The sequence below is a fragment of the Sorangium sp. So ce693 genome (assembly GCF_051521375.1).
Classification (GTDB): Bacteria; Myxococcota_A; Polyangia; order Polyangiales; family Polyangiaceae; genus Sorangium; species Sorangium atrum.
Genome location: NZ_CP150347.1, coordinates 7,064,996 through 7,084,926, shown reverse-complemented (window position 1 = coordinate 7,084,926; position 19,931 = coordinate 7,064,996). Strand labels below are relative to the sequence as shown.

At 71.1% G+C, this 19,931-nt stretch carries 15 protein-coding genes; 2 read left to right on the top strand and 13 right to left on the bottom strand.

The annotated features are described in order from the left end of the window. Window positions 1–23: 23 nt before the first annotated feature. The 7 genes from WMF14_RS26265 to WMF14_RS26235 all read right to left on the bottom strand — a co-directional run bounded on the left by WMF14_RS26265 (window position 24) and on the right by WMF14_RS26235 (window position 7,651). Window positions 24–1,259: a vWA domain-containing protein gene (locus tag WMF14_RS26265; RefSeq protein WP_437790414.1), complete on the bottom strand. Its 1,236-nt coding sequence runs from the start codon at window positions 1,257–1,259 to the stop codon at window positions 24–26. Beyond that, entirely contained in the window at window positions 1,256–2,614 is a 1,359-nt protein-coding gene (locus tag WMF14_RS26260) for an AAA family ATPase (protein ID WP_437790412.1), read from the bottom strand. The genes WMF14_RS26265 and WMF14_RS26260 overlap by 4 nt, the downstream gene beginning before the upstream one ends. A 193-nt stretch (window positions 2,615–2,807) precedes the next feature. Continuing rightward, window positions 2,808–3,410: a hypothetical protein gene (locus WMF14_RS26255; RefSeq protein ID WP_437790410.1), complete on the bottom strand. Its 603-nt coding sequence runs from the start codon at window positions 3,408–3,410 to the stop codon at window positions 2,808–2,810. Between the two features lie 326 nt (window positions 3,411–3,736). After that, the gene (locus WMF14_RS26250; protein ID WP_437790408.1) at window positions 3,737–4,726 is read right to left on the bottom strand and encodes a hypothetical protein; all 990 of its coding nucleotides are present in this window, start codon (window positions 4,724–4,726) and stop codon (window positions 3,737–3,739) included. Window positions 4,727–4,855: 129 nt separating this feature from the next. After that, complete coding sequence (locus tag WMF14_RS26245; protein ID WP_437790406.1) at window positions 4,856–5,917, bottom strand: hypothetical protein; 1,062 nt, start codon at window positions 5,915–5,917, stop codon at window positions 4,856–4,858. A 476-nt stretch (window positions 5,918–6,393) separates the two neighbouring features. Then, window positions 6,394–7,107: a hypothetical protein gene (locus WMF14_RS26240; RefSeq protein WP_437790405.1), complete on the bottom strand. Its 714-nt coding sequence runs from the start codon at window positions 7,105–7,107 to the stop codon at window positions 6,394–6,396. Window positions 7,108–7,111: 4 nt separating this feature from the next. After that, entirely contained in the window at window positions 7,112–7,651 is a 540-nt protein-coding gene (locus tag WMF14_RS26235; protein WP_437790403.1) for a MarR family winged helix-turn-helix transcriptional regulator, read from the bottom strand. 446 nt (window positions 7,652–8,097) lie between these two features. Between WMF14_RS26235 and WMF14_RS26230 the strand changes: the two genes are divergently transcribed. Then, window positions 8,098–10,170 carry a TonB-dependent receptor plug domain-containing protein gene (locus tag WMF14_RS26230; protein WP_437790400.1) on the top strand — a complete coding sequence of 691 codons (2,073 nt, stop codon included), beginning with the start codon at window positions 8,098–8,100 and terminating at the stop codon, window positions 10,168–10,170. A gap of 73 nt (window positions 10,171–10,243) precedes the next feature. Here the strand turns inward: WMF14_RS26230 and WMF14_RS26225 are convergent, their stop codons facing one another. Together WMF14_RS26225 and WMF14_RS26220 are read right to left on the bottom strand one after the other, a co-directional pair. Continuing rightward, a complete protein-coding gene (locus tag WMF14_RS26225) occupies window positions 10,244–10,876 on the bottom strand; it encodes an NUDIX hydrolase (RefSeq protein ID WP_272093605.1) in 633 nt (210 codons plus the stop codon). Between the two features lie 153 nt (window positions 10,877–11,029). Beyond that, entirely contained in the window at window positions 11,030–12,706 is a 1,677-nt protein-coding gene (locus tag WMF14_RS26220; protein WP_437790398.1) for a carboxylesterase/lipase family protein, read from the bottom strand. Window positions 12,707–13,159: 453 nt separating this feature from the next. On the opposite strand from WMF14_RS26220, the gene WMF14_RS26215 reads away from it, so the two are divergent. After that, window positions 13,160–14,902: a hypothetical protein gene (locus WMF14_RS26215; RefSeq protein ID WP_437790397.1), complete on the top strand. Its 1,743-nt coding sequence runs from the start codon at window positions 13,160–13,162 to the stop codon at window positions 14,900–14,902. 51 nt (window positions 14,903–14,953) lie between these two features. On the opposite strand, the gene WMF14_RS26210 is transcribed toward WMF14_RS26215, so the two are convergent. The 4 genes from WMF14_RS26210 to WMF14_RS26195 all read right to left on the bottom strand — a co-directional run bounded on the left by WMF14_RS26210 (window position 14,954) and on the right by WMF14_RS26195 (window position 19,835). Then, on the bottom strand, window positions 14,954–16,771 hold the full coding sequence (locus WMF14_RS26210; RefSeq protein ID WP_437790396.1) for a hypothetical protein: 1,818 nt from the start codon (window positions 16,769–16,771) through the stop codon (window positions 14,954–14,956). A gap of 287 nt (window positions 16,772–17,058) precedes the next feature. Beyond that, window positions 17,059–18,333 carry a sulfate reduction electron transfer complex DsrMKJOP subunit DsrP gene (gene dsrP / locus WMF14_RS26205; RefSeq protein ID WP_437790395.1) on the bottom strand — a complete coding sequence of 425 codons (1,275 nt, stop codon included), beginning with the start codon at window positions 18,331–18,333 and terminating at the stop codon, window positions 17,059–17,061. A gap of 15 nt (window positions 18,334–18,348) precedes the next feature. Next, window positions 18,349–19,251 (bottom strand): 4Fe-4S dicluster domain-containing protein, encoded by a 903-nt coding sequence (locus tag WMF14_RS26200; RefSeq protein WP_437790394.1) that lies wholly within the window; start codon window positions 19,249–19,251, stop codon window positions 18,349–18,351. Beyond that, window positions 19,248–19,835, bottom strand: coding sequence for a hypothetical protein (locus tag WMF14_RS26195; protein ID WP_437790393.1), 588 nt, complete (start codon window positions 19,833–19,835; stop codon window positions 19,248–19,250). Before WMF14_RS26195 ends, WMF14_RS26200 begins: the two co-directional genes overlap by 4 nt. Window positions 19,836–19,931 lie beyond the last annotated feature (96 nt).

The window sequence follows — 19,931 nt, the reverse complement described above, 5'->3', positions numbered from 1 at the left end:
CGCCCTCGCGCGCCGCCTTCACATCACCGCGGCCGAGGCTTCCTCGCAAGCCACGCACGCTCGCCCCACGGGCACGCGAAATCCTGCGGCTTCGTCAGGATCCAGAGCACCGGCAGCGGCGGCGGCGCCGGGGGCGTGGGCCCCGCGCCGTCCGTGAAATAGATCACGCCGGAGACCTTCCGCGCCGCCAGGAACTCCGGGGCGAACACCGGCCGCAGATCGGTCCCGCCGCGGCCGCCGACCTCGTCGAGCCGCCCGTCGAACGCGTACACGCGCCCGATCTCCACGTCGCACTCGACCACGGTGATGCGCGCCGACTCGCTCATCACCTGAAGCTGCCGGGCGATCTCCGAGAGCTCCTCGCGCCGCATGCTCATCGACGTGTCGATCGCGACGAGCACCGACGGCTTCGTGATCGCGCGGGGCGCGTACGTCCTGCCGGGGACCTCGCCGACGCGGCCCGGGAAGCGCCGGTTCGGCCGCGCGTACGTGTGCACCGGCGCGCGCTCCCGCGCCACGAACATCCTGAGCGCGGTCTTCCAGTCGAGCGGGTGCGCGGGCGGGCCCAGCGCGTCTGTCAGCTCCTCGATGAGCCGCCCCGGCGTCTTGCCTGCGAGCAGCAGGCCGGGCACGTCCGCCGGATCGCCGTCCTCCGCGAGCGCGTCCGCCTCCTCGGCGGCGCGCAGCAGGAGCTGCCGCGTCTGCTCCACAGCGCCCGGCTCCCGCGAGGGGCGCCGGAGCACGCGGTGATCGTCGACGGCCTCGCCGCCGCGCTGCGGGAGCTTGCCCTCGCGCGCCGCGCTCACGAGCAGCTCGTAGCGCTCGAGCGTGCTCTGGCCGCCGCGCAGGCCGATCGCGGCGTAGGGCTGCCAGCGGATCGGGTCGGGGAGCGGCTCCTCGATGTACTCGTTGGCCGACATCTCCAGGGCGAGGTCCATGAGCTCCGGCTCGTCCGCGCCCGCGAACTTGGGGTGGCACAGGTGCCCGAGCGCGACGTGGTGCACCTCGTGGAGGAGCACGCCCCGCAGGAACACGGGCTCGTTCATGAACGACTCCACGTTGACGTGGAGGAAGAAGCGGCCATCGAACAGCGAGACGGCCATGCGCTTGACCGAGGGGTCCGCGACCGGCGCGAGCCGCGCGAGGATCGCCGCGTAGCAGGGGTACTTCTCCAGGAAGCCGGGATCGCGCACGAAGGCGTCGAGCCACGCGGCGAGCGCGTCCTCGGACACCTCGCCGCGCCCCGCGGTCTCGCTCATTGCGGCCGGACCGGCGTGACGCCGTGCTTCTTCAGCGCGCCCGCGAGCCGGAGGGCCCAGCGCTCCGGCAGCTGCGCGAGCAGCTGGCCAAGGCACACGCGCGCGACGTTGCTCCGCCGCACGTCGACGAGCTTCGCCTGCTGCGCGAGGTGCGCCGACAGCGCGGTCACGACGAGCCCCACGCGGTGCTGCCGCAGCGGATCGGCGCGCCACGCCAGCACCTTCTGCTCGGCGGCGCTGCCCGCGTAGTTCTGGAGCAGCTCCTCGGGGCGGATGTCGATGAGCTGCGTGGCCGTCGCGTTGCCGCCGAGCGCGTCCTGGAGGCGCTCGCGGTGGTCGCCAGGCAGGTCGGCGAGCAGCGCCTCGAACGCGCCCAGCGACAGCTTGCGCTGCGCCGCGAGCACGCCGACCTCGGGCCCCTCGAGCAGCGGCGCGAGCCGCGTCGTCACCTCGTCGAACCGGTCGGTCTCCCCGCGCTCGCGCGCCCCGCGCAGCACCTTGCCCGCCGGCGAGCTCGGCCCGTAATCGGCGAGCAGCGCGCGCAGATCGAACGGCAGCCGCGTCGACCAGCTGTCCTTCGACGCGAGCAGGAGCTCGACCCAGCTCGGGGGCAGGTACCCGCCCAGCGTGTCGCGCAGGAGGACGCCGTCCGCGAGCTCCTCGGGGCGGAGCGCGCTCAGCACGTGCGACGCATAGGTCCAGGTGCGCGGGGGGACGTCGTCCAGGACGCGCTCGTGCGCCTGCGCGAGGGCGATCACGCCCGGGTGGAGCCCGTTCACCTGCGCCCAGGCGAGCCAGGACGCCCGGTCGGCGCGGACGTTCAGGTGAAGGAACCGCGCGCGGAGCGCGCGATCGAGGGGGGTCACCTGGTAATCGGCCGACTCGGGATTGACGGCGGCAAAGCACACCCACCCCGTGGGCAGCTCGTACTCGTGCAGCCGCCGGGCGCTGAGCAGCTGGAGCGCCGGCTGCTGGATGTACCGCTCCGCGCGGTTGAGCTCTTCGAGCATCAGGATGCCGGCGCCGTCCTGGGGAAGCACCGACGGCGCCGCGTAGGTGGTCCGGCCGTCCCGGATGACCGGCAGGCCCACGAGGTCGGGCGGCTCGAGGAGGCTCAGATCGAGCACGACGGTGGCGATGCCGAGCCGCTCGGCGAGCTGACGGACGAGCTCGCTCTTGCCGATCCCCGTGGGCCCCTCGAGCAGCACCGCGCGGCGCGCGCGGTAGGCGAGCTCGAGCACGGCCTCGAGGCGCGGCCCGACCGGGATGGGCGCGGAGCGTCCCTCGAGGAGGTTCGGTGAGGTCGCCGGGGCCGGCCTGCCCGGCGCGTTGCCATCGGATCTGGGCTTCGTCACGGATGAAGAGGGGGTGCCGCGCGAGGGCGAAGAAAGGACCGCCGAGGCCCGGAGCCCGGGAGGTTCGGCCCTTCCGTACCCGACGGGCTTCCGGCGCGCTTCGTCTTTCTTGCCGGGTCGCCCCGAGCTCTAGCAGCCGCTGCGCGGCCTGTCATTCGCCACCGCCCACGCGACGGGGCGGCCCGCGGCGCGCTCATGCGCCAAGGAGCAGCCCGAGGCTGGCTGCGAGCGCGGCGTCGCTCCACGAGGACAGCCCGCGGGGCAGGAGGACGGTCGCGTGATGAGGCTGACCTTCGCAGCTCCGCGACCCCTCGTAGGTGCGCCCCGTCCGTGTGAGCTCGTAGCTGCAGCGCCCGATCGTGCCCGTGAGCTGCCGCTCGTCCAGCCGGTAGTCGGAGAGGGCGCCGGCCAGGAGGCCCCGCGCGTGGAGCCCTGCCTCCGCCCGGGTCACCGAGAGCTCCAGCGGCATGGCGCCGACGGTGCCGGCCGCGCGCTGCCCCGTCGCGGTGACGTTCACGGCCTGGTCGAACGCCACACCCCGGACCGTCTGCCCCTCGCGCCCCCTGTCGGCGGCGTACACGCCGAGGTTCACGTCCGGGCCGACGACGCGCCCCGGCTCGATGTCGGCGCTCACGAGCTCGCCCCGGGCGGTCAGCAGGATGAACTCGTTCGGCCCCGCGGCGCGGAAGATGTCCTCGCGCGCAGGGGATTCGGCGGCCGGCGCCGTCCCGCACGCCGCGGTGAGCGACAGCGCGAGCGCGAGTAGCCAGACAGCGCGCCCGGGGAGCAGGTTCATCCGCATCGCAACACCTCGACGCCCGACCGGGTGTGCCCGATCGGACACGCGCAACGTGATGCCGGCGATGCCCGACCGGTAGATGGCAGTCCCGCCGGGAGCGCGCTTCACCGATCCGTTCCCGGTGACATCGTGGACGACCCCGGCTCCTCCGTCCCGATGGCTCCTCCGCCCTACACCGGTTTCCGCCCCATGCCGAGCAGAGCGGCGGTCACCCGCACAGGAGACGGGCCCAGATCGGCGTTTTCGGCGCGCAAGCGCACTCCGGTGCGCTGAGCACCGAAAACGTCGAGATGGGCCCGTATCCGAAGCGGGTGACCGCCGCTCTAAAGGGGGAGCTCGAGGGGGGCGCAGGTCGACACGCCGGCGCCGACGATGCGGAAGCCGATGTCCGTCATGTAGTCCGTGTCGATCGAGCCGTCCGACGGGCGATAGCGGCTCACGTTGGTGGTCCGCGACGGGGACCCGAGCTCGCTCGGGGCGGTGTAGAAATAGAAGTCGCCGCCCCAGAACGAGAACGCCCAGGAGCTGGGGGTCTCGATGCCCGGCAGGTCCGTGGCCTCGATGATCTCGCCGGTGTCCTTGTCGATCTCGGCGAGCTGCACCGGGGTGGTCGTGAAGAAGCCGAAGAGGCGTCCATCCCCCGTGCCGGTGAGCTCCGCCGAGATGTCGCGCATCGAGCCGCTGAACTCGCCGACCGGCGTCACCGACGCGCCCTCGATCCTCCCCAGCCCGATGCCCGGCGTGCCGGTGGCGCCCGCCACGAAGAGCTCCTCGGTGTCCGGGCGCGAGAGATCGCTCGAGAAGCCCATGCCGAGCCGGGCCCATCCGTCGGAGAGCGTGGCCCCGGAGGGCTCGCAGCTCGCGTCCTCGGTGCTGACCTTGAACAACGTCCCCTCGCTGTCGTCGGCCTCCACATAGTTGACCCACGCCACCGCGTTGCGATCGACCGCCATCGAGTTGGGATCCATGCCGGTCCGGCACCCCAGGACACCAATCTTCGTGAACTCCTTACGATCGGGCCTGAAGCTGTAGAGCTCGTTGTCCTGTGAGAGCACATACACGAGGGAGGCCCGCTCGATGCACCCGTTGTTCGGGGCCCCACTCCCGTTGTCCCCACTCCCGATGTCTCCGCTGTTCCCGCCGATCCCGGCCCCGGAGCCAAACGGATCGTCCTGGCCGCCCGCGCCGCTCGCTACGCTGCCATTTTCGGCACCCGAGGACGGGTCGGTCTCCGTCGCGGACGTGCCGCTGTTGGACGCGCTGCAGCCGGCCGCCGCGAGCGCGATCCAGAAGCACCCTCGTGCGATTCGCATATCCGCTCTCCCTTTCGCGTGATTCGCTCTTATAGCCGCGAAGCGCGCACACGGGTACACGAACTCGCACCCTCGCTCAAAGGGGCGTCCGGGTCGAACAGCTCGAACAGCCCTTGGCGGGCGGGGTCATCAGTAGATAGGGATGACCTCGTCCGACTGGCAGCAATAGTAGGCCGGGCTCTCCGGTGTCACCTGGCCCACGGCGACTCCGCCTGTCGGGGCGCACCTGCCCGGGTCTTCCCTGATCCATCGGGCAGCCATGCTCTCGAGCCGCAGATCCGGCCCCGCGACGCACTTCGGCCCGGCCATCGTCACCATCTCTGCGCCGAGGAGCTCGCGACAGCCGCCGTCCTCGTAGACCGAGACGAGCGCGGAGCACGTGGCGTCCTCGAGCTCCTCGCACGCGCACTGCGTGCAGCTGCGCGTGTCGTCGAAGCGCTCGGCGGCGGCCAGCAGATCGGGATACTGCTCAGGGCACTCCGGCGTGCGCTGCTGGAGATAGCGGATGCACATCGTGAAGCCCCCCGACCGCCGCCTGGGGGCCGCGACACACATCCTCGAGGGATCTCTGCACTTGTCCTTGTCGGCCGTGCCCGTGCACGCGCGCACCCGGGTGCTCGCGGGGGCGGCCAGCCCGGGCGGCGCTCCTCCGGGATCGTGCGTCGGGGCGCACGCGCTCACGGTCGGCGCCGGGATGAGGAACGAGCCGATCTCGCCCGAGGTCGCCGCGTCCGGCGCCGTACACGCGCCGCTCCACCCCGCGGGGGCGGCGAACGACGTGGACGCCGTCCCATCGCACGTCGCCGAGGCGCTCCCCACAAGGCCTGACGGCAGCTCGCAGGAGGGCTTCGTGCAAAGGCACGTCGGACACGTGTGCTCGCCGTCGAAGCCGCTGTAACCGTCGAACACGAGATCCGGCGCCTCCGCCGGGCACTCCGGTGGGGACGTCCCGCCTGTCGCGTCGCCCCTCCAGAGCAGGATGGGAGCGTCGAACCCGGGGGCCGGCGGCGGCACGCACGCGCCGTCGCACACGGGGCACGGATCATTGCACTCGTGAGCATCCAGGCTGAAGCACGGCTCATTGCACGAATAGATCTGGACAGCGCCGCCTTCCCAGCAGCCCGCGAAGCTGCCGGCGCCGGCGCCGGCGAGCGCGAGCGCGATGCCGAACGGGTCCTTCCTTCTCCTCATCGTGATGGTCCTTCTCGCGTGTCGCGTTTCGGCTCTTCGGCAGGGGGCACCGCGACGATCGCTCGGCGCAGCCCCAAGCCTCTCTCTTCCTGCTCCTTTCACGCCGGCGAGGCGACCCGACCGGGGGCGCGCGGCGCCCTTGTCACTCCGGAGCCAAGGAGAGCTCGCATGCGTATTTCATACTTGGGTCGGCGGGGCCAAGGAAGCTGAATCTTGCCGTTAAGGCACGATGAATTGAGTATATTTCGATAGGCCCCGAGAAATTATCAGCAATTGTTGGTCGAGCGCTTTTCGTGAGAATCTCACCTTGGATGGTGGAAAGCACGGTGGCGCTGCCGCGCTGCCGGCGGGATCAGGCCGCGCCGGGCGTCGCTCCTGGCCAAGGACGAGCGCGTCGCGCGTCGCGCGTCCGCCTGGCGCGAGCGCGACACGGAGGCGGCGAGCGACGTGAGGTCTGGCGGCGCGGGCGCGCGCGCCTATCGCTGCGACCGATCCAGCGCGTCCACGGCGTCGAGCTGGGGCTGGAGCTGGGCGCGCTCCTCGCCGGAGAGCGGCGCCGCGTCGATCTCGTCGCGCAGGGCGCGGGCGCGCGCCTGTTCGCCCAGGGCGACAGCGAGCTCGAGCCGCGCGGCGAGGGCGCGGGCGCGCTCGAGCGGGTCGTCCGCCCCCTTCCGGGCGAGCGCCACGTCGAGGACCTTGGCGGCCGCGGCGTCGTCGTTCTTGAAGTCGCGCAGCCGCGCCGCCGCGCGCAGGGCCTTGCCCAGCCTCGAGCCCGAGCGCGACCCGGCGGCCCCCTCGTCGTCGTCGTTCGGCGCGTCCCGCCGGATGAAGATCACCGAGTTGCCCGCGACGTCGACAACCCTGAAGCGGCTCTGCCCCTTCTTCATGCGCGAGATCCGGGGCAGGCCGGAGATCGGCAGCTTGCCGTACGCCCGCCGCAGCCCCTCCGCGAAGGTCTCGTGGAGCCGCTCGACCTCGGGCACGATCACCAGGCACGTGCTGTACGCCTGCGTGGGATCCAGCCCCTTGAGGCCCATGAAGTGCAGCTGGACCTCCCCGCGTTGCGTCGCCGCATACACGTACGGCGCTTTCTGCTGGTGGGTGACCTCGAAGCCCAGGGCGCCGTAGAACGCCAGGGTCTCGGGCAGCGACACGCACGGGAGCACGGGAATCGTCATCGCTTCGCTCATGGGATCACGCCTTTCGAGCGGGTCGCGTGGGCGACGCCGCGTCCTCTTCGAGCACACGTCCGGCCTGTCGCAGCGCATCGACGGTCGCGCGCAGGCTCGACAGATCGAGCCGCTTGCCGATCCGGTCCGCCCACGCGGCGTGGCGCGCCTCGACCTGCCGCAGGGCCTCGCGCCCTGCCGCCGTCATGGAGATGAGCTTGGCCGTGCGGTGATGCGGGTTCTCGACGTACTCGACGAAGCCCTCGCGCTCGAGGGCGTCCGCTATCTGCTGCACGCCCTGGCGGGTCAGCCCCATCGTCCGAGCGACGTTCGAGACCGGCGCCGGGCCATGGTCCACGACGCCGAGCACCTGCCAGCGCGCGCTCGTGAGCCCCGCCGGCCTGGCCAGGGCGTCCCCGGCCTCGAGCGCCAGACCATTCAAGCGGAACACCTCGATCACCAGCTCGCTGAGCGCGGTCGCCTCCGCGGTGAGCTTCGTCATAGACATCAAGTTGTCATGTTGACAAGTACTTGTCAAAAGAAGCGCCGCGCCGGCGTTCTCCAATCGACCTGGTTTGCGTCTCGGGGAGCTCGGCGCGGCGGGAGGCCCGGCGGGGTGTTCCAGGGCGCGGATCTCATGCCAGGTTTGAAAGCAGAGATCTCAGAATCGAAAAGTATCGGGGGCATCCTTAAGGGTAACCCCAGGAACAGAGAAGGGGAGAGCCTTGGCTCGACTCCTGCTAAACACGGAGGCCAGAGCGCCCGTGACGGCTTCCCCCCCCCGCCGTCGAATGGGCGCTCTGTTTTTTGTGCCCCGGATCGGGGCAAGGGGACGTGCAGCCCGGCGATGCGGCTGATCGGCGCCTTGCACGCGGGATGCGCGTCCAGGGCACGTGGATGGCTGAGCGTGCATGGACTCCCTGGCTTCCGCCGAGCCCCTGGATTTGCTAATTCCGGGGCGCCACGGGGGAGGTTCTCCCGGCTGCCCGGCGGCGCATTAACGACATCCGCGTGAGATCCCCAGGCGCACTCTTCTCCCTCGCGCTCGCGGCCGCCGCCACCTTTCATGCGGGCGAGGCGCGCCCTCAGCCTGCAGGCGGCCCGGCCGATGAATCGGCAGGAACCGGAGGGACGCCGGCGCCCGGCGCAGCCCCGGCCGAGCCGCCGGCGTCCGAGGTTCCCGTCGGGTCGGCCGCGGCGCCCGCGGGGATCGAGGTCACCGTCGAGGGCAACCGGGCTCCGCCGGGCTCCGTCTCGCTCACGCGGCGCGACGTCCGCGAGCTGCCCGGCGCCCTCGGCGACCCCTACCGCGCGATCGAGATCCAGCCCGGCGTGACCTCCATCGCGAGCGGCATGCCGTACTACTACATCCGCGGCGCGCCGCCGGGGAACATCGGCTACTTCTTCAACGGCATCCAGGTCCCGCTCCTCTTTCACGTGGGCGCCGGCCCCAGCGTCATCCCTGCCGCGATGGTCCAGCGCGTCGAGATGCACCTCGGCCCCTATCCCGCGGACATCGGGCGGCTCGCGGGCGCGGCGATCGAGGCCGAGAGCGCGCCGCCGTCCGACGTCTGGCGCGGGGAGGGGAGCCTCCGGTTCGTCGACCTCGGCGGCGTCGTGGAAGGGCCGATGGACAGGGACACCCATGTCCTCGTGGGAGGGCATTACGCCGCCGGCGCGGCGCTCACGTCGGCGCTCGTCCCGAGCGTCGACGTGGGCTACGCCGACTACCAGGGGCGGATGACGTACCGGCTCGGGCCGGAGGAGCGCTTCACCGTCTTCGCCTTCGGCGCGTACGACTACCTCGCCAGCATCGGCAAGGAGCACGGCGCCGAGGTGACCGACGTCCTCCTCGACAGCGACTTTCATCGCCTGGACCTGCGCTACGACCGCGACGACGCCGCCTCGGGCGCGCGCGTCAGGTCGGCGCTCACCCTCGGGCTCGATCGGTCGCGCGGAGTGGGCGTGCAAAGCGCCGAGGCCTGGAAGCTCAACGCGAGGATAAGCCTGGCCCGGCCCATCCTCGCGGGGCGCGCGCTCCTGCGGGCGGGCGTCGACGCGGCGGTCGACCGCTACGTGGTGACGCCGCGCCCCAGCGCGGCGGACGAGGAGGCCGCCGGCGGCGCGTCCACCGAGGAGGACTCGCCCGCCGAGGGGACGGCCCAGCTCGACGAGAGCTTCCCCGAGCTCTTCCGCAGCCGGCTCGACCTGGCGCTGGGCGCGTGGGCGGACGCGCTGATCGTGCTCGACGAGCGGTCGACCCTCACGCCCGGCGTGCGCGTGGACCACTACACATCGCTCGGCAAGAGCGCGCTCGCCATCGACCCGAGGATCGTCGGCCGCTTCGGCGTCGGCGACCACGTGCGGCTCATCCCGGCGTTCGGCCTCGCCTCGCAGCTGCCCGGCCTCGCCCCGCTGCCGGCGCTCCAGATCGGCGGCATCCCGGGGGGGCTGCAGCGCAGCCTGCAGGCGAGCTTCGGTGTCGAGGCCGATGCGGGGCCGGTCAACTTCAGCGCCACGGTGTTTCGACAGGTGACCCTCGGCCTGAGCGATCCGATCGGGACGGGCCGCGGCACGAACCTCAGCACGGAGCGCTTCCTCACGCGGAGCCTCGGCGACACGTACGGTCTGGAGCTCGGGGCGCGCGGGGCGCTCCGCCGCGACATGTTCTTCCTGGCGTCGTACACGCTGTCGCGCTCCACGCGCACGCGGGGCAAGTCGACGGTCCCCTCCGCCTACGATCGGACGCACGTGGCGCACGTCGCGCTGCTCTACGACCTCGGCGCGGGCTGGCGCGCCGGGATCCGCCATGTCTTCTACACAGGCTTTCCCGCCGACGAGGCCGCCCCGGGCCGCGCCCCGCGCGAGCACCCGGATCGCATCGCGCCGTTCTACCGGCTCGACATGCGCCTGTCGAAGCGCTGGGCGCTGGGCGCGCGGAGCTACCTAGGGCTCGTGCTCGACGTGCAGAACGCGACGCTGGCGAAGGAGGTGTTCGACGTGAGCTGCGATGACAGCGGGTGCACGCCGCGGAAGCTCGGGCCCATCACGATGCCTGGGCTCGCGATCGAGGGCGGTTTCTGAGGGGATAGGGGAAAAAGACGCCGACGACGCCGGCGACGCCGCGGCAGACCGGCAGGGCCGACGGCCGCGCGAGCTACCGGTGGAGCACCTCGAAGAGCTGCTTCAGCATGAGGTACGTCAGCCCCCAGACGACCCGCTCGTCCACGAGCAGGCACGGGAGCTGGAGGACGTTTCCCTCGTGCGTGTACGCGTAACGCGAGGTGCGCTCGCCGCGCGCGAGCGGCCCGAGCGGCGTCCAGAGCGCCTCGGCCACCTCGTCGCTCAGGGTGAGCTCCGGCGTGGAGCGCAGCGCGAAGACGAACGGGGCCACGATCATCCCGGCGCGCCGCCCGCGCGCGACCGCCGGGACCTCGGGCAGGCGCGCGAGCAGGGTCCCGTGCGCCGCGAGGTCGATCCCCACCTCTTCCCGCGTCTCGCGGATCGCCGTGGCGAGCAGGCTCTCGTCCGCCGGTTCGCGCCGCCCGCCCGGGAGCGCCATGTGCCCCGACCAGGGATCGGCCGGGTGCTCGGCCCGGCGGATCAGGAGGAGCTCGGCCTCCCCGGGCTCCCTGCCCCCCGCAGGGTCGAGCGCCGTGCCCAGAGGTCCCGCAGGCGCCCGCAAGATCGCGGCGACAGCGGCCTGGCGCTCCTGCGTGAGCAGGTCGAGCGCGGCCTCGCGCCCGTCGAGGCGGGCCATGATGGCGGCGAGGTCGTAGGAGGAGAGCACCGTGGTCAGGATAGCATAATATCTATCGCTATTTAGAGCGCGGCGGCTGCGCTCGGGGCTCCATCGCGCGGCGGGCCCGGAGGCAAGGCGCGCAGGCCGCACGCCGTGCCCCGGCCATGGCGCGACGCGCCGCGGCCCTCCGTGCGAGCGCCGTCAGGGAGCCGCCGTGGCGAAGGTGTCCCACGCGTCGCAGAGCTCTCTCTTCAGGCCGGCCTGCGGAGCGATCTCGAGATCGAGGGCGAGGCTCTCGTCCCCCTCCGCTTCATACCTTGGCCACGTGACGGCGCCCTCGCCGTTGGGGTCCCCGCTCGCCGCGAGGCGCGACCAGTACCCCATGATCTTCTGCGACATCCCGAGCTCGCCCGCGGTCAGCGGCTCCGGCAACACCAATGTCGGGTTGCCGAACACGAACTTGATCTCGGAAGAATGGAAGGCGCCGAGATCGCCGAGCAGCGAGCTCTCGGGCGCATAGGTGAAATGATAGAGATACGTCGCCGCGCCGCCGCCCGCGAGCGCGCGCGCCGCCCGCCGCGTCGGGCACACGAACATCGAATCGCCGAGCGCCGCGATCGCCGCCGCCTGCGCCGAGCCGTAGGTCTGGCTCGGGTAGAGCGCCACCACCTCCTCGCCGTGGCCCGGGGCGAGCGTCTCGGCGAACGTCTCGAACGCGGCGTCGTCGGCGACCGCCGCGGACTCGCCCCAGAGCGCGACGAAGAGCGTGCCCTCGTCCGCGTTGCTGCCGAGGATCGTCGGCACCTTCTCGAAGCTCCCGGCCTCGAGGAGCTTGCCCGGCACGTCGGGGAGGTTCCACCCGTCGACGACCGGGAACCACGTCGGGCCGGCGCCCTCGAGGAAGGCCGCGCCCCGCGGCAGCGCGCTCATGACCTCCTCGGCCGACTTGCCGCGCAGGCACTCGAGGACCGACGGCGCGTCGGTGCAGCCCAGCGCCTCGACGAGCTCTTGCCCTTGCGCGCTGGCCGCCGCCTCGTCCGCGGCGGAGTCGCACGGTCCGCTCTCGATGATGGCGCGCTGGAACAGGCCTTTGCTCCTGGGCGAGACCAGGTGCATGCAGACGCTGATGCCGCCCGCGGACTCGCCGAACAGGGTGACCTTGCCCGGATCCCCGCCGAACGCGGCGATGTTGGCCTTGACCCATTCGAGCGCGGCGCGCTGGTCCTCGAGGCCGTACGCGCCCGTCGAGGGGTGATCGGGATCCTCCGACTTGAGGTCCGGGAGGGCGAGGAACCCGAGCGGGCCAAGGCGGTAGTTGAAGGTGACCACCACCGACCCGGTCGCCTCGGAGAGCGCCCGGCCGTCGTAATCGGCCTCCCCGCCGCTGCCGAGCTCGAAGCCGCCGCCGTGAATCCAGACGAGGACGGGCAGGGGAGAGGACGCCGGGCGCTCGGGCGTCCAGACGTTCAGGGTGAGGCAGTCCTCTCCCGAGCTCTCATTGAAGCCCGGGGTGAGCAGGTCCATCTGCGGGCAAGGGACGCCGACCTCGACGGCAGCCCGCGGCTCGGTCCACGGCTCGTGCCGCGCGGGCGATCTCCAGCGCAGGTCCCCGACCGGCGGCGCGGCGTACGGGATGCCCAGGAAGGTGCGCGTCGCGCCGACGCGCGCGCCCTCCACCGGACCCGCCTCCGTCTCGACGAGCGGCGCAGCCGCGTCGCTGCCGCCGGACCCACCGGCGCCGCCCGAGCCGCCGGCGCCGCCCGAGCCGCCGGCGCCGCCCGAGCCGCCGGAGCCCTCCAGAGCCGGCTCGCTCGAGCTGCAGGCGGCAGCGAGCAGGCCAAGAAGAATGGTGTGCGACAATGAAGGTCGAATAGGCATGATCGTCTCCGTCAAGAGCAAATCGTGAATGCAGGACCGTGGGAAGAGGCGAGCGCGGCGCCGAGGACGCAGGTGGCGATGAAGGCCGCCAGTCGGCGGAGCGACGTTCTGCGCACGCGGAATTCAACCATGAAGCGCGAGCGGTGGTGCTGGAATTTGACGTGGTTGTCTGAGAAGCTCCCACTGTGACAGCTTCGTGCTGCGGCGCAGGCCGCCTTGACATGGCGGATGGCGCGAACGCCTTCTGTGCGCATGGCAACTCATCGCAACGACGGGATCGCGGGCGGCGCCGGGCGTCGACAGGCTCCGGCGCATAGGTACCAGGGTCGCGCGGCCCGGATCGGGAGATCAGGCTGGTCGTGGCTGCTGTCATGCATGGTCATGGCCGGCGCCCTGACCGAGAGCGCGTGCAGCTCGGATCCTGGCCCTGGAGGACCTGGGGGAAGCGGCGGCATGGCGGCGTCCAGCGGGGGCGCGGGCGGCGAGGGCGCAACCACGGCGACCGGGGCGGGAGGAGAGGAGGGAGAGGGGGGTGGAGGCGAGATCACGCCGGTCATGCCCGATATCCACCCCGAGGTGTTCGGCACGTTCGACACGTCGGAGCTGACGGTGTTCGCGTTCAGCCAAGTGGAGGTGAACGAGGCGGATCCCCAGGTGCTCGAGCTCGCCCCGGACATGGTGCCGAGAGCGTGGCAGCGCTGGCGCGATACCGGGATCGAGGCCGACGATTATGACGCCGAGTATCTGGCGAGCTGCCGCGAGCGCGGCGTCCGCTTCGTCGCGGGCAGCACTGCATCCATCCTCTTCGACGACGAGGTCGACAGCGACGAGCAGTTTCGGGAGCAGACAACGCGCAACGCCGCGGGCGAGCTCGTCGCCCACGACCAGATCGTGCCAGGCGCCCACCGGTCGAGCATGGCGTCCCCGAGCTACCGGGCGCGGCTCGTCGAGATCGGCAAGCTCCAGATCGACCTCGGCGTCGACGGGCTGAACTTCGACGAGATCAACGGCGGTTACGGGGGCGCGGAGTACGATGGCAACGAGGGGTTCGACGACCACCATGTCGCGGACTTCGGCAACTACCTCTGTCGCAAGCACGGCGGCCGTCCGGACGGCTGGCAGCAGGGGTTCGATCTCCTCCCCGAGGACGGGCTCGACTGCGGAGGAGCGCCGGAGACGGCCGGGAGAGGCTTCGATTTCCGCGGCTACCTCCAGCGCGTGAACGCAACGGCGAAGCCCTTCGACAGCGGGAACGAGCTGCTCGTCGAGGAGTGGGGCCGGACCGTGGGGAACCGCCCAGACCCGCAGCTCGGGACCTTCGTCGAGGTCTATCCGGCGCTCGTCTACTGGCAGGAGGTGGTGCTCGAGCTCCGCCGCTACGCGCGGGAGCAGCACGGCCGCGAGATCTTCATCTCGTCGAACGGCATCGTGCCGTTCGTCGACATGCAGAGCGTGGGCCTGTACGACTGGAACATCGACGGCGACGGCCCGCGCGGCATGAACTGGGTGCCTGTCGTGGAGGGGCACCTCGACGGGACCGTGTCGTTCCAGACCGCTCTACGGGGGCTCAAGGCGCGCTCGAAGCGCGTTCAAGCCCTCGTCGGTGGCAAGGAAGTCCCCCTGATGCTGTTCCTGGACTGGCCCAATGACATGATGAACCGCTACTACGGGCTCCCGCTGGAAGAGCGGAAGGACTATTTCCGCGTCTTCGCCGCGGAGGCCTACGCGAACGGCCTGTACTTCGCCCTGCCGCTGCACACGACAACGGACGAGAGCACGGCGACCGCGCTCGAGATGACGGAGTTCTTCGCGCGCTTCCGCGACTTCTACAAGTCGCACGAGGGCCTGTACCACGGAGCGACGGACCTCGCAGGGCCCGTGACCCTCTCCTTCGAGGAGTGCGCGTCCGCCGAGCAGCCCGAGGCGTGCGCCGGCGAGAAGAAGATGAGCCATAACCTCGTGCGGCTCGCGGACGGCCGCACGGTGCTCCACGTGATCAACCACGAGTACAGCGCAGGCGTCGTGGAGCAAGAGGGGGTGACGGTGAGCTTCCCCGTGGACGCGAGCCCGACGCAGGTTACCGCCGCGTCGATCGACTTCGAGGAAGATCGCGCGGTGCCCTTCTCGTACGAGGACGGCGTGGTCACGGCGGAGATCGGGGCGCTCCCGGCCTCCGTCGCGATCGTCGCCGAGTGAGCCGGGCAGCGCCGCGGGCTCAGCTGCCCACCCGGGGCGCCAGGGCGGTCGTTACTGGCCTGCGACGTAGAACACGCCGCGCAGATCCTCGGTCGCCGCGATGGCGCCCGGCTCGCTGCCGCCCGGGGAGCGCCAGGAGGTCACGCGGAACTGATAGTACATCCCCGGATCGAGGGGCCCGCCGTACTCAACCGAGACCTCGTCCACGCCGCTCGATCCCGGGATGCTCGGCCCAGCGCACGTCGGGTCGTCCCCGAGGCACCACACGAGGTCGCCATAGGCGTTGTAGACGACCACGGTATAGAAGTCCTCGCTGGAGTCGTCTCCCCACCGGAGCGTGGGCGCGGCCGTCACCGGCTCGGGATCCGTCGCGCCTGGGCCGATCACCGGCAGCGCCTCGGTGATCTTGAACGAGGTCGGCAGCGAGACGTCCTCGCCGGGGCTCGGCATCTCCACGGTGACGAGCTGCGTGCCGGCGATGTTCGGATCGGGATCGCGGACGAGGCTGTCGTTCTCGAACGCGGCCAGCACCACGTACTTGCCGGCGGGGACGCCGGAGATGCTGAATTCGCCGCTCACGTCGGGCGGCCCGCTGAGCGGCGTGCGCAGCCCTCGCGGCACCTCCCCTCGGACGAACGCGTCGTTGAACGTGGACGCGACGACGAGCACGACGCTGGTGGTCGAACCGCCAGGAGCGTTGACGATGTTGAGCGTGCCAGTCAGGGTGCCGAGGGCGGCGTCCGAGCGCGCGAGATCCACGCCCGTGAGCGCCGCGTCGCCGACCTCCGCGGCCTTCGGATCGAGCGCGAGCCCCGCCGCGTAACCGCTCACGGAGTAGCTGCCGGAGGGCACGTTGAAGATCGTGAAGGCGCCGCCGCGATCGGTCACCGCGCTGAACCCCTTGCCGCCCTCGCCCTCCGCCACGACGAGCACGCCGCCGGACTGCTCGTCCGCGAGCACCGAGCCCGAGATGCTCGGCAGCCCCCGCTGGTCCTCGGGCAGCGCGATCAGCGCGATATCCGTGAGCGCGGTCTCGATGCTCCACCCGTCGTCGCCCGACGTCGCCTCGCTCGAGGCGATCGGCAGCGCGGTGCGGAGCCCACCGGGGAAGGGCTGGTGGTCCTGCGCGCTCGCCCGCAGCGTGAAGATCACGTCCCCGATCGGGGCGCCGTTCTCGGCGCGGGGCACCGGCACCTCGAGCACGTAATCCCCTGCGGCGTCGGTGGTCGTCACGTCCGTGATCGCGGTCGCCTGATCGTCGAGCGCGAGCACGAGCGCGCCCTCGATGCCCGCGGTGGTCTCGGAGTCGAAGACGCTCCCTCTCGCCAGCACGGGCGGATAACACGCATGGCCGCCTGCGACGAGCTCGGCGCAGGTGAGGCCGCCTGCGCACAGCGGGGCCTCCGGATCGCACTCGCCTCCTTCGGCGATGCCACAGATTCCCCCGCGGTCTCGCGTCTTGCCGCAGACCGCGTCGTCGAGGCAGAGATCGGGGCCCGCCGGATCGCACGCGCCGCCGGGCGGGGTCTGGCAGGTTCCGTCAGCGCCGCACGCCGTGCCTTCTGCGCAGAAGTCCTTCGCGTCCCCGGCGCAGGAGCCGCCGAGCGGGGCTCGGCATGTGCCGTCGTCGCCACAAACGGCATCCCCCAGGCAATAGTCGGTGCCGCCCGCATCGCAGCCGGCGCCGGGCGGCGCATAACAGATGTGGTCCTCACCGCCCTCGGCGCACACGAGGCCGCTGGGGCAGCCGTCCTCCGGAGCACATTCATCGCCGACCTTCTCCGGGTCAGGCCCGCAGCCCAGCGCGACGAGCGGAAGAGCGACGGCGGCGGCCTGCGCAGCCAGACGAGCGTACTCGGCAACTTTCATTGAAGTGTCCTCCCTCTTGTAAGTTGAAATGCGACGAGGTCGCCAGCGCGGCTCAGCGCTCTTTCGCCCGGGCAATCTGGATGACATGAGGCGATTGCCACTCTCGCCCTGGGTCAACGAGCTGGCCAGCACATGCCCCCTGCAGTGCCCGGGCGATCCGTGGACGGCTCAGCTTTTATATTGTCCGAGGAAGTGCCACCTTCCGGGCCAACTACCACGCAGGCCGACACGCGCGCTCGAGCGACGCCAGACGTGTGTCTGGCGGCGCGCCATGCCACACAGCAGCGCTATTGCACGAGCGGCGGCGCGTGATCGCCTGTGCGGGTGGCATCCGGGCGCGGCTCGACCGACATCTCGCCGGTGAGCACCGTCAGCGCGACCTTGATGGCGATCGTGAGCACCATGAACCCCACGGCCCAGATGCCCGCCGTGATCTTCCACTCGGCCATCGAGGGCACGTACTCGACGAGCTCGTGCAGGGTGCTCGGCACGAAGCCCGGGATGATGAGGCCCATGCCCTTCTCGATCCAGACGCCGGCGAAGGCGGCGACGCAGGCGGCGTTGAGGAAGGCCCGGCTCCCGCGGCTCGCCGGGAGGTGCAGGAGCGCCGCGGAGGCCACGTTCAGCGCGACGGCCGACCAGATCCAGGGCACGAGCGCGCTCTTGCCGTGCAGGCCGAAGAACAGGTAAGTCACCGCGGTGCTGTGCGTGCCGCCGGTGTAGAGCGACGTGAAGAGCTCCGAGCCCAGCATGAACAGGTTGAGCAGCACGGTCACGCGGAGCACGGAGGTGAGGGTGCGGATCGGCCCGTCGCCCACGCGCAGCCGGGTCAACCGGGCGACGAGCTGGAGCAGCAGGATCACGAAGGCCGGACCCGTGATGAAGGCAGAGGCGATGAAGCGGGGGGCGAGCAGCGCCGAGTTCCAGAACGGGCGGCCGCCGAGGCCCGAGTAGAGGAACGCCGTCACCGTGTGGATCGACACCGCCCAGCCGATGGACAGGAACACGAACGGCAGATACCACTTCCTGTTCGGCTTCCTGCCCAGGTACCTCGTGTAGATGAGGTAGCCCGAGATGTGCAGGTTGATGAACAGATAGCCGTTCAGGACGATGACGTCCCATGTCAGCATCGAGATTGGCCAGTTGAACCGCCCGAGCCCGGGCAAGATGTGCCAGAACCTGTCCGGGCGCCCCATGTCGGCCACGATGAACAGGAGGCACACGACGATGGCGGCGATCGCGAGCAGCTCGCCGAGGATCACGACGTCGTGCATCTCGTGGTCGTCGTAGAGATACGCCGGGATCACCATCATCACGGCGCCCGCCGCGAGCCCCACGCCGAAGGTGAAGTTCGCGATGTAAAGGCCCCACGAGACGTGATCGCTCATGCCGGTGACCCGCATGCCCTCGACGAGCTGGTGGGCCCAGGCGTTCGCCCCGACGAGGGCGATCGCCGTGAGCACGGTCATCCAGAGATAAAAGCGCCACGAGCCCTCGAAGCTCTGGCCGATCACCCGGAGGAGGAAGCGCGGGTAGGTGATGGCGTGCGTGTCCTTGCCCATCGTGGCTCCGCTCGCTCAGACGTCGAAGAAGTAGAAGAAGCGCGGCCGCGTGCCGAGCTCCTCCTTGAGGACGAAGATCCGCTTGTTCTCGAGCACCCAGCGGATCTCGCTCTTCGGATCCAGGAGGTTGCCGAAGACGCGCGCGCCCGTGGGGCAGGCCTCGAGGCAGGCCGGCATCCGGCCCTCGCGCGTCCGATGCAGGCAGAAGGTGCACTTCTCCACGACGCCCTGAGGCCGGATGCGGTTCGACAGGTAGCCCTGATCCGGGTTGATCTCGCCCGCGGGCACCTCGGGCTTCGTCCAGTTGAAGCGCCGCGCGTGGTAGGGGCAGGCGGCCTCGCAGTAGCGGCAGCCGATGCACCAGTTGTAATCGACGGCGACGATGCCGTCGGGCTCCTTCCATGTCGCCTGGACGGGGCAGACCTTCACGCAAGGCGCGTTGTCGCACTGCTGGCACTGCACCGGCATGTAGTACTTGCCCTTCGCGGGCACGGCGTGCTCGTACGTCGCGTCGCCCTTCTCCATGTCGAAGCTGCCCTGATCCATCTCGAGCACGCGGATGTAGGAGTTGTTCGTGCGCCGATCGTGGTTGTTCTCGACGTGGCACGCCTCGGCGCACTTGCGGCAGCCGATGCACACGCTGAGGCTGAGCGCGTAGCCGAACTGCACCCCTTCCTGAGGGCGGATGTCGCGGATCGTGACCTCGCGGCCGTACTCCTCGCGCGTCTCCCGCTCGAGGCGGCGGATGACCTCGGCGAGCTCTTCGCTCGTGAGCTCCTTGTAGTGGCGCTGCAGGAACTGATCGAGCGAGAGGTCCTTGCTCCACGCGCGGAGCGGCTCCATCGCGTGGGCGAACGCGGAGGCGCCGAGCGTGGCTCCGAGCACCTTGAGCGCGACGCGCCTCGTTGTCTGGGTCATCGGTGGGCTCCTTCTCCTGTGCCGGGCGCCGCCACGAAGCGGTCGCGCGGGGGCAGGACGGGCATCGACGGCTGGAACGCCGGCACGTGTGGATCGTGGCAGTCGACGCAGTGGTTGCGCACGCGCGCTCCGCCCGCGTAACTGCCGTTCATCCCGCCGTGCGCCCCGTTCGCGTAGTCGCGGAGCTGGGGGCCGTGGCACTGGGCGCAGAGCTGCATGGCGTCGCGCATCGGGACGAGCGTGCCGTCGGCCTTGCGCAGCGTGTCCTGCTCGCCGATCACATGGCACGAGGCGCAGCTCAGCCCGCCGTGCTCGAACCTCAGCCCCACGTGGAACTCGTCGAGCTCCGCCGTCGAGGTCGGCAGCGCATCAGGCCTGCGGAGCGAATGGCACGTCACGCACGCCGCGCGGATCGGCCGGCCCAGGGAGTCCCGCCTGTCCGTCGAGACACCGGAGAGCTTGTCAGGGCGGTGGACGCTCGCGGAGGCGATCGGCGTCGCGTCGAGCGCGGGGCGCAGCCCGGGCGGCTGGTCGCGATCCTGGCAGCCTGCCGCGTGCGCCACGCACAGGAGCCCCAGGATCACGGCGGCTCCAGGAAGATGAAGAGAGGCGTGCACGGCTCGAACCACATCGCACGCCACGTGCCATCACGCGTGTCCGGGGCGGCGCCGAGGCCCGCG